The 12,151-nt window shown below is 70.5% G+C and carries 9 protein-coding genes, 2 tRNA genes, 1 pseudogene and 1 riboswitch; of the genes and pseudogenes, 9 read left to right on the top strand and 3 right to left on the bottom strand.

From position 1 onward, the window contains the following. The 4 genes and pseudogenes from ACWCQ6_RS18260 to ACWCQ6_RS18245 all read left to right on the top strand — a co-directional run. Nucleotides 1-495 (top strand): annotated as a pseudogene (locus ACWCQ6_RS18260) (DEAD/DEAH box helicase); the annotation flags it as partial. 249 nt (nucleotides 496-744) lie between these two features. Beyond that, nucleotides 745-2,880, top strand: coding sequence for an FG-GAP-like repeat-containing protein (locus ACWCQ6_RS18255; RefSeq protein WP_451090301.1), 2,136 nt, complete (start codon nucleotides 745-747; stop codon nucleotides 2,878-2,880). Beyond that, complete coding sequence (locus ACWCQ6_RS18250; RefSeq protein WP_451090299.1) at nucleotides 2,880-3,230, top strand: hypothetical protein; 351 nt, start codon at nucleotides 2,880-2,882, stop codon at nucleotides 3,228-3,230. Before ACWCQ6_RS18255 ends, ACWCQ6_RS18250 begins: the two co-directional genes overlap by 1 nt. Before the next feature lie 91 nt (nucleotides 3,231-3,321). Further along, nucleotides 3,322-3,394: transfer RNA gene (locus ACWCQ6_RS18245), tRNA-Lys, on the top strand. A gap of 188 nt (nucleotides 3,395-3,582) precedes the next feature. Here ACWCQ6_RS18245 and ACWCQ6_RS18240 read toward each other — a convergent pair. Together ACWCQ6_RS18240 and ACWCQ6_RS18235 are read right to left on the bottom strand one after the other, a co-directional pair. Beyond that, nucleotides 3,583-4,971 carry an FAD-binding oxidoreductase gene (locus ACWCQ6_RS18240; RefSeq protein WP_451090297.1) on the bottom strand — a complete coding sequence of 463 codons (1,389 nt, stop codon included), beginning with the start codon at nucleotides 4,969-4,971 and terminating at the stop codon, nucleotides 3,583-3,585. 163 nt (nucleotides 4,972-5,134) lie between these two features. Then, the gene (locus tag ACWCQ6_RS18235; protein ID WP_451090365.1) at nucleotides 5,135-5,545 is read right to left on the bottom strand and encodes an SHOCT domain-containing protein; all 411 of its coding nucleotides are present in this window, start codon (nucleotides 5,543-5,545) and stop codon (nucleotides 5,135-5,137) included. 161 nt (nucleotides 5,546-5,706) lie between these two features. Between ACWCQ6_RS18235 and ACWCQ6_RS18230 the strand changes: the two genes are divergently transcribed. From ACWCQ6_RS18230 to ACWCQ6_RS18210, 5 genes are all read left to right on the top strand, one after another. Next, complete coding sequence (locus ACWCQ6_RS18230) at nucleotides 5,707-5,928, top strand: hypothetical protein (protein WP_406013943.1); 222 nt, start codon at nucleotides 5,707-5,709, stop codon at nucleotides 5,926-5,928. A gap of 63 nt (nucleotides 5,929-5,991) precedes the next feature. Then, complete coding sequence (locus ACWCQ6_RS18225; protein WP_451090294.1) at nucleotides 5,992-7,203, top strand: SPFH domain-containing protein; 1,212 nt, start codon at nucleotides 5,992-5,994, stop codon at nucleotides 7,201-7,203. A gap of 76 nt (nucleotides 7,204-7,279) precedes the next feature. Next, nucleotides 7,280-7,353: transfer RNA gene (locus ACWCQ6_RS18220), tRNA-Met, on the top strand. 164 nt (nucleotides 7,354-7,517) lie between these two features. Beyond that, nucleotides 7,518-8,684 (top strand): PP2C family protein-serine/threonine phosphatase, encoded by a 1,167-nt coding sequence (locus tag ACWCQ6_RS18215; protein WP_451090292.1) that lies wholly within the window; start codon nucleotides 7,518-7,520, stop codon nucleotides 8,682-8,684. Between the two features lie 392 nt (nucleotides 8,685-9,076). Beyond that, nucleotides 9,077-9,229, top strand: a riboswitch (cyclic di-AMP (ydaO/yuaA leader). An 11-nt stretch (nucleotides 9,230-9,240) separates the two neighbouring features. Continuing rightward, entirely contained in the window at nucleotides 9,241-10,347 is a 1,107-nt protein-coding gene (locus ACWCQ6_RS18210) for a M23 family metallopeptidase (RefSeq protein ID WP_451090290.1), read from the top strand. Between the two features lie 287 nt (nucleotides 10,348-10,634). Here the strand turns inward: ACWCQ6_RS18210 and ACWCQ6_RS18205 are convergent, their stop codons facing one another. Next, nucleotides 10,635-12,149, bottom strand: a complete 1,515-nt coding sequence (locus ACWCQ6_RS18205; RefSeq protein ID WP_451090288.1) for a PrsW family intramembrane metalloprotease — start codon at nucleotides 12,147-12,149, stop codon at nucleotides 10,635-10,637. Between the last annotated feature and the right edge of the window lie 2 nt (nucleotides 12,150-12,151).

Genomic DNA, 12,151 nt, shown 5'->3' with positions numbered 1-12,151 from the left:
CGTGGTGGTTTCCAGCGTCGTGACGACCGTCCGTCCGGTGGTTTCCGCCGCGACAACGACCGTCCGTCGTTCAACCGTGACCGCCGGGACGACCGTGGTGGTTTCCAGCGTCGTGACGACCGTCCGTCCGGTGGTTTCCGCCGCGACAACGACCGTCCGTCGTTCAACCGTGACCGCCGGGACGACCGTCCCTCGGGCGGCTTCCGCTCCAACGACCGCCGGGACGACCGGGGTGGCCGCTCCTTCGACCGCCGTGACAACGACCGTCCGTCGTTCAACCGGGACCGTCGTGACGACCGTCCGTCGGGCGGCTTCCGCTCCGGCGGCAGCGACCGGCCGTACAACCGCGACCGTCGTGACGACCGCCCCTCCGGCGGCTACCGCTCCGGCGGCGACCGCCCGACCGGCCGCCGCGACGACCACCGGGGCTCCGGCTCCAACACCGGTTCCTTCGGCCGCCGCGACGACAAGCCGCGCTGGAAGCGCAACGGCTGAATGCGGTGAGGACCTGCTGAAGGTCCGCCGAAAGGTCTGCTGAAAGCGGGCCCGCTCTTCACGAGCGGGCCCGCTTTTCTTTTCACTTCCCCCATACGAGTGACCGCTGCTACCATCCGGCCACTTGCACAGGGGCGGGGCCGGGGGGCTTTGCGAGCTTTGCGTGATTCCTTTGCGGCGGGCCGCCGTTGATCACCTGTGCCCTTCATGCCTTCATGCCTTCGGGCATTCCGGGGAGGACTGACCCTTTTGGCTCGCCTTGCTTCTCCACGTGGTCGTGGCGCCCGGCGTCGTATTGCCGCCCTGGCCGCACTCACCGTGGTCGCCACCGGCCTCGGCACGATGCAGAGCGCCGGTGCCGCGGACCTGCCGACGCCCATCGCGACGGACGGTGTCTGGGGGATCGACTTCGCCGGTGGAGTACTGAACACCGTGGAACTCGCGCCGAGCGGCGAGGAGTTCTTCTACGCGCGGCAGATCGGTCCGGACGGGGCGACGGTGGGCGACCGCACCTCCATGGGGTACGCCGGTGTCTTCGCGACCGGCGCCCGGGCCAAGCGCGTTCCGTGCGACGCCGGGGAGTGCGTGCCGATGCGCGCCACCGGCAACGGCCATCTGGGCCACTTCTTCGCCGACAACGGCCAGGAACGCACCCAGATCTGGACGACGGCGAACACCCACTTCGGATACGAACCCGCCATGACGGGCGGCCGGTTCGTGGACGCCACGGGACGCTACTTCGTCTACGAAGCGGCATCGACCGGCAAGCAGTACGTCGACGTCGCCTCCCAGTACCGCTCGATGAACGTCCGGATGACGCGTACCGCCACTGCCGCCTCGGTATGGGGATCGGCGCTGTGGACGGCGGGTTCCACCACCGGAGCGATCACCGCGACCGACCTCGAACAGAAGAAGGTCGTCGTCACCGCCGCAACCGGAGCGCCCTGCGTGATCAAGGAACTCCAGACCGTCGGCCGCTGGATCTACTGGAACTGCGGCACGGGCGGTGCCGCAGGGGTGTACGACCGCACGGCGAAGAAGAGCTTCACCGTGCCGTCCGGCGCCGCGCTCGTCGGCGACGGCTATCTCGTCCGGCACGACCGCACCGCCGGGAAGCTGGTGCTCACCGACTTCCGCACCGGGACGGCCGCACCGCCCCGGGAGATCGCGGACCTGCCCGCGGGCAACACCGCCGACCAGCGCCGGCTGACCTGGGCCGTGGACAAGTTCGGCGGCGACATCGCGTACGTCGGCCCGGACAAGGCGATCCGGATCGTGCCGAGCGGGGTGCCCGCGCAGCCGCTGGCGAAGATCGAGTCGGACCTCGCCAACGCCTACATCGACCTCAAGGACGGCAGCGGCGGCCAGAGGTGGGACAGCACCTGGCAGCTCAACTCGCCCGCGACCTGGACCTTCGTGGTCAAGGACATCCGTGGGCGCACGATCCGCACCCTTTCCGGCGGCCCCGGCGCCGAGGTCGAGGTCAACTGGGACGGCAGGACGGACACCGGCACCCTCGCCGCCAACGAGATCCACACCTGGACGCTGACCGCCAGGGCGGCCGAGGGCGGCGGCACGTACACCACCAGCGGGAAGATCGCGGTCTCCGGCGGCCTCCAGGGCCACCACGACCAGGGCGGCCACGACTTCGGCGAGCTGGTCACGCTCAACTCGGCCGGCGAGCTGACCCTGCACTACACCGAGGGCAAGGGGAAGTTCGACTGGAAGCGCTCCGGCGCCGGCTGGCCCAAGGGCACGGTGGCGGTCCCGTTCGGGGACATGGGCAGCGACCGGTGCGCCGAGATGCTCGTGCGGATGCCGAACGGAGAACTGCGCCGGTACGCCGGGAAGTGCGGCTCCCCGTACACGCCGAACAGCAGCCACACCTCGCTGGGCACGGGGTGGAACGCGTACAACGTCCTGACCGTGCCCGGCGATATCACCGGCGACGGCCGCCCCGATCTGCTCGCGCGCAAGTCGTCGACCAGCGATGTCCACCTCTTCGCCGATGACGGCCACGGCAAGCTGAAGGCCGGGGTGAAGATCCGCTCGTCCTGGACCGGCTACACGAAGGTCGTGGGCGCCGGTGATCTCAACGGCGACGGGTACGGCGATGTGCTGGCCCACGCCAAGGACGGCACGCTCTACCGCTACGACGGCACCGCGAGCGGAAAGCTGAAGGAGCGCGTGAAGGTGTTCGGCGCATGGGGCACCTCGTACAACACCATCGTCGGGGTGGGCGACATCACCGGTGACGGGAAGGCCGACCTCGTCGAACGGGACAGCTCGGGCAACCTCTTCCGCAACAACGGCAACGGCAAGGGCTCGTTCGGCTCGCGCACGAAGATCGCCACCGGCTGGCAGGGCTACAAGGGGGTCTTCTGATGCGCGGCGGATTCCCGGTACGGGCGCTCACCACCCTGACCGCGGCCGACGCCGTGCTCGCCGGACTGCTGGGTTCCGCGCCGCAGGCACGGGCGGCCACCACGGTCCCCTCGTGGCTCATCCCGCTCCACTGCACCGACGACGCGAACGGCTCCCACCGGGCCTGCACGGGCATCACACTGTCCAGGACTCGCACCCTGGCCACGCCCGACCGCGGAGACGTTCAACTACGCGTCCGTCGCGGTGCTGGTGGTCCTGGGCTCCGCGGCGACCTGGTGGCCGGCGCCGGCGAGACACTGTTCCTCAAACCGGATCACAAGGGCACGATCACCCCGGACGAATCCCTCTGACGGACCGGGAATTCACCGTGCCGGGGCCCGGAATCCGATACCCGATCGGCTGCCGGGCCTCGGCGGGCTATGCTCAGGGGTGATTCGCCGAGGGCCGTTAGCTCAATTGGCAGAGCAGCGGACTTTTAATCCGTTGGTTGTGGGTTCGAGTCCCACACGGCCTACGCCTGGCGAAGGCGGAGTCCGCCTCCGCGATCCGCACGACAACGCCCCGACCGGTTCTGCCCGGTCGGGGCGTTCGTCGTTTTCGCGACGGACCGGCGGCATCCGTACGGGGGACGCGGGTGACGCCGGGGTCCTGGGGTGTCACCGGCTGGGGTGTTCTTCCTGCGGACCGCCTTGTACGGGCCGGTCAGGCGGCCGGCTCGATGTTCTGGTTGGCATGGAAGAAGTTGTGCGGGTCGTAGGTCCGCTTGACGGTCGCGAGGCGGTCGTAGTGGTCGCGGTAGGTGGCGCGCACCCGGTCCGGGGTCTCGCCCGCGCCGATGAAGTTCACGTACGTACCGCCCATGGAGTGCGGGTGCAGCTCCTCCCAGTAGTCGACGCACCACTGCCTGAGCCTCTCGGCGTTGTCCGGGTCCGGGTCGATGCCCGCGATGATGCCGGACCAGACCGCGTCCCGGTAGGCCCAGGCCGTGTCGTCCGGGCCCGGCCGGTGGGCGGCCCCGTCGACCGGGTACAGGTGCGCGGTCGACAGGGCGGTGGGGAGGTTTTCGGCGTACTTCGCGTGTATGTCGATGGCGTCGTCGGTGATCCGGTCGAAGAAGTTGCCGCGCCAGTACCACTGGAGACCGGCGGGGAGCAGTTCGTCGAACATGGACTGCAGGGCGGTGTAGGGCATCGGAGCCGTGAAGTGGAAGGCGGGCGGGCCGGGGTCCTCGACGGGCTTCAGGGTGGTTTCGAGGCGTTCGGGGTCGCCCGTCCAGCACCACACCACACCGCACGTCTTCTGGCCGTGGATCTCCTCCGGGAACGGCGGACCGGGCGGCACGGTGAGCGCGGCGAAGAAGCCGTTCAGCTCCTCGGGGGCCTGCGGCAGGAAGTCGCGGTACCAGCGCAGTACGTCCTTGATCCGGTCGACCGGCCAGAGGGTGATGGCGACGCCCACGGTGTCCACCGGGTGCAGCCGGAAGGTGAAGGAGGTGACGACGCCGAAGTTCCCGCCGCCGCCGCGCAGCGCCCAGAACAGGTCGGGGTGGCTGGTGCCGTCGGCCGTCACCGTGGTGCCGTTCGCCAGGACCACCTCCGCGGCCAGCAGATTGTCGATGGTCAGGCCGTATCTGCGGGTGAGGTAGCCGTGGCCGCCGCCCAGGGTGAGGCCGCCGACGCCGGTGGACGACAGGATTCCGGAGGGTGTGGCCAGCCGGAACGCGTGGGCGGCGTGGTCGAGGTCGCCGAGGGTGGTGCCGCCGCCGACCGTGGCGGTCCGCGCGCCGGGGTCGATGTGCGCCCAGCGCATCGGCGAGAGGTCGATGGTGACGCCGTCGTCCACCAGGCACAGGCCCGCGCCGCTGTGCCCGCCGCCGCGGACCGAGAGCGCGAGACCTTCGTCCCGGACGAAATCGACCGCTGCCATGACGTCCGCCGTGTCGGAGCAGCGCACCACCGCCGCCGGACGTCTGTCGATCATGGCGTTGTAGACCGTGCGGGCCCGGCGGTACTCCGGGTCCCGCGGGCCGATGACGGGCCCGCGCAGCGCGGTCCGCATCGCGTCCAGGTCTTCGAGCGTGGTGCTGTTCATGGCCGGGCCATCTCCTCGCGCTCCGGGATGGGGCCGCACCCCGCACGGCCTCCTGCCGTGGCTGATGCCTCAAGCCTCCTCGTGCTCCTGGCGCCCTGCCAGTTCGCCGGACCGGGCGGGGAGGGGGATACGCGCCACGTGCGGCCGGGCCGGACGGGGCGGGTCAGACGAGGAGCTTCGTCTTCGCCCGCTGGTACTCCTCGTCCGTGATGGCGCCCCGGTCCTTGAGGTCGGCGAGCTTCGCCAGATCGTCGACGTGGCTGCCCTTCTTCAGGGCGTCGCCGCCGCCCGTGCCGGCGGCATCGCGCACGTACGCCTTGAAGGCGGCGTCGCGTTCCTGGGCCTCCCTGATGTCCCGCTTGCTCATGGACTTGCCGCGCACGATCACGTACACCAGGACGCCGATGTACGGCAGCACCAGCGTCACGATCAGCCAGCCCGCCTTGCCCCAGCCGCCGAGGTCATGGCTGCGGAAGATGTCCGTGATGACCTTGAACAGCAGGAACAGCCACAAGACCCAGAGGAAGAACCAGAGCATGGTCCAGAAGAGATCGAGCAGCGAGTAGTCGTCCACGGATAGCTCCTCGGTCGGCGCGAGTTCATCGCGGCGGCGGGTGGCTGGTAGATCAGTCATATCACCACATATGTGCGCCCGCTTGTTGTTGTTCCAGGCTGTTATGGGCCCTTCTGTGATGGTTGGTTCGGAGTACCGTGGAAATATCGAGGCGGTGGTGCATGCACAGGGCAGATGAGTCCGCCCGCAGCCCGGTCGGGGCGATCGGCCGCGTGACCGTGCCGATTCCGCCCGATGGGCCGGGCGAAGTACTGGTGGCCGTACGGGGCGGGTCCGAGGCCTACACCGCATGGTCGGCGACGTCGATCGACAGGGACGTGCGCGTCGTTGTCGTCGACTCGGTCTCGGCGCGCGGCGTGATCGTGGAACGCCTGCCGTCCTGAGCCGAAGCAGCGACGTACTCATGGAAGCAGGACAGAAGCAGGACGTACGGCAGGAGTCTTCCGATGTTCTTCTGGCACGTTCCCGCCCCCAACGAGGCGATGCTCATATCCGGTTCCAAGGGACACGCCCTGGACACCCAGTTCCGGATCGTCACCGGGCACGGCAGCTTCGTGCTTCCGGTGAAGCAGAAGGCGCGCATGCTCTCCCTGGCACTGCGCGAGGCGGAGATCACCGAGGACTGCGTGACCCAGCAGGGCATCCGCCTCAACGTCCGGGCCGTGGCCGTCTTCAAGGTCGGCGACGACGCCGTGTCCATCGCCAACGCGGCCCGCCGTTTCCTGACCGAGCAGGAGCAGATGGAGGAGCTCGTCGGGCGGATCTTCGCCGGTCACCTGCGTTCCATCGTCGGCGGACTGACCGTGGAGCAGATCATCCGCGAGCGCAACCGGGTCTCCCAGGAGGTCATCGCGGGCAGCCACGGCGAGATGGAGAAGCTCGGCATCGTCGTGGACGCCCTCCAGATCCAGGAGATCGACGACGCCACCGGCTACATCAAGAACCTCGCGGCCCCGCACGCCGCCGCGGTCGCCAGCCAGGCCCGGATCGCCGAGGCCAAGGCCGACCAGGAGGCCAGCCAGCGCGAGCAGCAGGCCGCCGCACTCAAGGCGGAGTACGAACGCGACACCGCGATCAAGCGGGCCGGCTTCCTCGCCGAGACCGAGCAGTACAACGCCCGCGCCGCCCAGGCCGGGCCGCTCGCCCAGGCCAGGGCCTCGCAGGAGGTCATCGAGGAGCAGACCGCACTCGCCGAGCGGCAGGCCTCGCTGGCCGCGCAACGGCTGGAGGCGGAGGTCCGGCGCCCGGCGGACGCCGAGGCCTACCGGCAGCGCACCCTGGCGGAGGCGGCCCGTGACCGGGTGAAGTTCGAGGCCGACGGCAACGCGTACACCGAGCGGACCCTCGCCCAGGCCCAGGCCGACGCCAACAGCGCGCGCGCCGCCTCGCTGCGTGACGGCAACCAGGAGCTCATCGCCGCCAACCGCATCGTGGAGAACCTGCCCGCCCTGGCCGACGCCGCCGCCCGGGGGATGTCCGGCGCCGAGCTCACCGTCCTCAACGGCACCAACGGTGTCAACGAGATGGCGGCGGGCGTCGTCGGTCAGGGGCTGGCGATCCTCCACGCGCTGCAGCGCGGCGCGAACCCGATGAAGCCGCCGGCGGTCGACGGGAAGGCCGCTTCCACGCCCCGTATCACCGAGACGAACCCGTCCTGAAGAGGCCGGAGCGAAGGCCGGGCGGACCCGAGTGGTCAATGGAACGCCGGAGATGCCGTACAGTTGTGTTCACCGACGCGGGGTGGAGCAGCTCGGTAGCTCGCTGGGCTCATAACCCAGAGGTCGCAGGTTCAAATCCTGTCCCCGCTACTGAAGAAGTCAGGCCCGGCACGCATCCCGCGTGCCGGGCCTGATTCGTTTCGTCGCCTCCCCCAATGGCCGATGCGGAGTCGCCGCCCCGACCCGCTCCGGTGAGCCTGGGGGTGGGGCGCGGTACCCGTCCGCAGCCGTGCGTACCGGGCAGGAGACCACAGGTGTGGAAGCGGGAGCAGCGGCGCGGCAAGCACGCCGGGGGCGGTACCCGGCAGTTCGTGCGTGCGCTGCCCGCGCTGATGATCCTCGGCGGGCTGGTGTTCGACTCCCTCGCTCCGCCGACCTTCACCGCCATTCCGCTGTTCGTGGCCGCTCCGCTGATCGCCGCCCCGTTCTTCTCGCTGGCCAGCACCATCGCCACCGGTATCACCTCGATGCTGGCCGTCATCGCGCTGCGGCTGCACAGCAATACGCTGCCGGAGGCCGTGCCGTTGATCGAGCTGTTCACCCTGGCCACCGTCTCGGTTCTCGCGGTGGTGATCAACGGGGTCGTACGGCGCGGCAACGAACAGCTGGCCTCGGCGCGGTTCATCGCGGAGACGGCCATGCGCGCGGTGCTGCCGCAGCCGGCCGACCGGATCGGCGGACTGCAGATCGCGGCGCGGTACGAGGCGGCGCAGGCGGACGAATTCGTCGGTGGTGACCTGTTCGCCGTGTCGGACACCCCGTGGGGGGTGCGGATGGTGCTCGGGGACGTGCGGGGGAAGGGGCTCGACGCGGTGGAGACGGTGGCGGTGGTCATCGGGGCGTTCCGCGAGGCGGCCGAGCAGGAGTCCTCGCTGGAGGGGGTGGCGGGGCGGCTGGAGCGGGCGCTGGGCCGGGAGGAGGCGCGGCGGGGTGGGCTCGACGTGCTGGAAGGCTTCATCACCGCTGTACTGGCCGAGATCCCGGCCGGGCTGTCCCGGGTGCGGATCGTCAACCGCGGCCACCCCGAGCCGATCCTGCTGCACCCGGACGGGGCGCTGGAGGTACTGAAGCCCTCCGCGCCGACACTGCCGCTCGGGATGGCCCTGGGGGTGTGGCCGGAGCGGACGGACGAGTGGGATCTGCCGGCCGGGACGACCCTGCTCCTCTACACGGACGGGCTCTCCGAGGCGCGGAACGCCGAGGGGGTCTTCTACGACCCGGCGGCCCGGCTGCGCGGACGGATCTTCCCCGGGCCCGAGGAGCTGCTGTCCGCGCTGACGGATGACGTGCGCCTGCACACGGGTGGTGAGACGACCGACGACATGGCGTTGCTCGCGGTCGTACGCCCCGCGCAGGGGCAGCCGGACCGGCGCAGGACCGTGCGGATCGTCGGTGCGGAGAAGGCGTCGGGCGCGGCGTGAGGTACGGCGTCGGGCACGGTGCGGGGGAGGGCGTCGGGCACGCATGTGAGGTACGGCGTCGGACACGGGTGTGAGGTACGGCGTCAGACACGGTGCGAGGGAGGGCGTCGGACACCGCGTGAGGCACGGCGTCGGGCACGGCGCGAGGGGCGGAGTACGTGATGCCACCGTGCGTAATCGAAAGGCGCCGCTCCGCATAACATTTGACGCAACGTCAGAAGCGGGGTAATGGCTGAGGGGTGATCAAATCGTACCGCTTCACCCGCTTGTGCCCCGTAAAGTCCAGGCCAAAGACGTGAACGATCAGTGGGAACGGCTTGGAATACGGCACCGGTGTCTATTAACGTTCGATAACGCAGCGCGGTCGTCCCAGCCGTCGTCAGTGGCGGCACCGTGCGCGAGCGCCGAATTCCGCAAGGAAACCGGGGAACCACCTACATGGGGTGAATCGGACGCCTGTGTCTTGTGAGAGGCAGAGGGGCCCGTAGGAGACCTTCCTGCTCCGAACCCGTCAGCTAACCCGGTAGGCGAGAAGGAAGGAAAGGAGTGCGCCCCCGTGGCGTCCAACAAGCCTGCCCCCGAGGCTCCGTCCCGGTTCCACCCCGACTACGGCACCGGCTACGGCGCCGAGTTCACCGGCGAGTTCGGCGGCGGCCTCCGCACCGACGGCAACAACACTGAGCCGGAACGCGGTTGGGGCGAGTGGAACCCCACCGAGGAGTCGGTCCGCCCGGTGCGCGGCAGGCACCGCGTCGCCAAGCAGCGCAACGGACTCGCCCGCAGCTCCACGGTGCTGGGCGTCGGCGTCATGGCGGCGGTCGGCGCGGGCGGCATGGCCACCGCGCAGGGCAAGCCCCCCGTCTCCATCTCCGTGCCCGACGCCATCACGGACAACCTCCCCGAGGCCAAGTCGCTTCCCGGCATGGGCTCCCTGTTCTCCGACGAGTCCGAGGCGGACAAGGCCGAGATCGCGGCCGCCGCCCCGCTCACCACCGCCGGCATCACCACCGCCGAGGTCGAGCAGGGCACGACGGATGCGGGCGAGGCGCTTCGCGCCCGCATCCTCCAGCAGGCCGAGCAGCAGCAGGACGCCGCCGACACCGAGGCCAAGGCGGCCCAGGAGAAGGAAGCCGCGGAGAAGGCCGCCGCCGAGGCCAAGAAGCAGCAGGACGAGGCCGAGGCCAAGGCCGCCGCCGAGAAGAAGAAGGCGGAGGAGGAGGCCAAGAAGAAGGCGGAGGCCCTGCGGCTCGCCAAGCTCGCTGCCAGCTACGCCATCCCGACCTCCTCGTACACGATCACCTCGACCTTCGGCCAGGCCGGATCGATGTGGTCCTCCGGCTACCACACCGGCCTCGACTTCGCGGCCCCCACCGGCACCCCGATCAAGGCCATCCACGGCGGCACGGTCAAGTCGGCAGGCTGGTCCGGTTCGTACGGCTACCACACGGTGCTGGAGCTCGACGACGGCACGGAGCTGTGGTTCTCCCACCAGTCCTCGATCGGCGTCAGCGTCGGCCAGAAGGTCACCACCGGCGAGACGATCGGCCGGGTCGGCGCGACCGGCAACGTGACCGGCCCGCACCTCCACCTGGAGGTCCACACCGCCGATGGCGCGGACGTCGACCCGATGGCCTGGCTCCGCGGCAAGGGCCTCAACCCCTGAGAGGCTGTCGGGTGGGCCTCTGAGGCGACACCCGCCCCGCCTCTGAGGCGACACCGCCCCGATGAATCCCGGCAGCCCTGACGCTCACCCCCCGACGTCAGGGCTGCCGGTCTGCTGAGGGGGCACGGAGAGCGAGTACGGGACAGCAGACCCGCCGGATTCCGGAGTGCGGGCACACCCTCGGCCCGACGGTCGAGCAGCTGCCCGCTCTGGTGGCCGTCGCGGACCTCTCACTGACCGAGCGGCAGTTGGCCGAGCTCACCGAGGCATCCGCCTGACGAACGGACCTACTGCGGTGGTTGCTGCTGCGGCAGCAGGTACGGGTTGTAGCCGGGGCCAGGGCCGGGGCTGTAGCCGTTGCGGTAGCCGCCGTACTGCGGGTGCGGCGGCTGGGCCGCCCATGGGGGCGGCTGGTACGCGGGGCGCAGGCGGCCTGTTGCCTGGGCCGCGTAGGTCAGGGCGGGGGCGGCCACCTCTCTGCGCTGCCAGAGGTGGTGCAGCAGCTCCAGCTCACGGACGGCGAAGTCCGGGCCGGCCGTACCGCGGCGGGCCTGCAGGCGCAGCGAGGCCAGGGAGGTCGCGAACGACTCGTACTCGGCGACGGCCCGCGCGGCAGCCTTCCCGCGGGCCTTCGCCGCGGCTTCCGCCTGGGCGGAGGGCGCGGGGGCGGGGCCGTACGGGCCCTGCCAGGTTCCCCGGGCCTCGACGGCGCACCGTCGGCGGGCCGCGTCGCGGGCCAGGCCGCGGGCACGCATCGAGGAGAGAGCGAGCGGCTCCGCCGGGGTCAGCCAGCCGGCCGCCGCGTAGGCGGGCAGCTCGGCGGAGAGCGTGCGCAGCTCCCGCACGCGCGACCAGATCGCCAGCCAGGTCACCAGGCCGAAGACCGGGACCATGAACACCCCGTACACGGCGTAGAAGCCGTACGGGCTGAAGACCGCCGACCCGTTCCACAGCGAGTGCATGCCCATGGCGAGGACGAGCCCGAGCAGCGGCAGTGCGATCCGGCGCATGCGACGGTGTCGTGGAGCGGCCGCGGCGAGCCCGAAGCCGATGCCGGTCAGCACGGTGAAGAGCGGGTGCGCGAACGGCGACATCACCGCCCGTACGAAGAACGTCGCGGCCGTCACCGACACGACGCCCGAGGTGCCGATCTGCTGATCCTCGCCGAAGGCGTTGCCGAGATAGAGGATGTTCTCGGTGAAGGCGAAGCCGCTCGCGGTGATGCCGGCGATCACGACGCCGTCGACGATCCCGGTGAACTCCCGTCTTCGGAACAGGAAGATCAGCAGGACCGCGGCGGCCTTGGCGCTCTCCTCGACGACCGGCGCTATGACCGTGGCACCGAGTGCGTCGGCGTTCGACGGGTCGGCGGTGGCCGTGGCTATCCAGCGGGTCGCGAACGAATTCGCGAGGATCGCGACCAGGGCGGCCGCGAACGCACCCCAGGCGAAGGCGAACAGCAGATTCCGCCAGGGGCCCGGATCGACCCGGTCCAGCCAGCGGAACGCCGCCATCAGGAGCGGCACGGGCAGTACGGCGAGACCGAGGCCGACGAGGAAGCCCTGAGTGCCCGTCTGGTCACGGACCAGCGCCAGGATCGCCAGACCGCAGAGCGCGAGCACCGTGAACACGGCCGCTATGCGGAACGTCCGGCTGCGCCACACCATGCCGACGCGGCGCGGCCGGTAGCGCCAGTGCTTGCGCTCCGGCACGGCAGCCAGAATTTCGCCGACCCGCTGCTCCTCGAGAAGCGGGACGGCCGGCTGCGACTGCCGCTGCTGGACAGACCCGTCGGAGACCACGC

It is taken from the genome of Streptomyces sp. NPDC001880 (genome assembly GCF_053594575.1).
Note: the sequence above shows the minus strand (reverse complement) of the source record. Positions and strands in the feature narration are given on the sequence as shown.

Coding starts and splice junctions, on each gene's coding strand:
- ACWCQ6_RS18250 (WP_451090299.1), top strand. CDS start 2,880: ATGCGCGGCGGATTCCCGGTACGGGCGCTCACCACCCTGACCGCGGCC.
- ACWCQ6_RS18225 (WP_451090294.1), top strand. CDS start 5,992: ATGTTCTTCTGGCACGTTCCCGCCCCCAACGAGGCGATGCTCATATCC.
- ACWCQ6_RS18240 (WP_451090297.1), bottom strand. CDS start 4,971: ATGAACAGCACCACGCTCGAAGACCTGGACGCGATGCGGACCGCGCTG.
- ACWCQ6_RS18230 (WP_406013943.1), top strand. CDS start 5,707: ATGCACAGGGCAGATGAGTCCGCCCGCAGCCCGGTCGGGGCGATCGGC.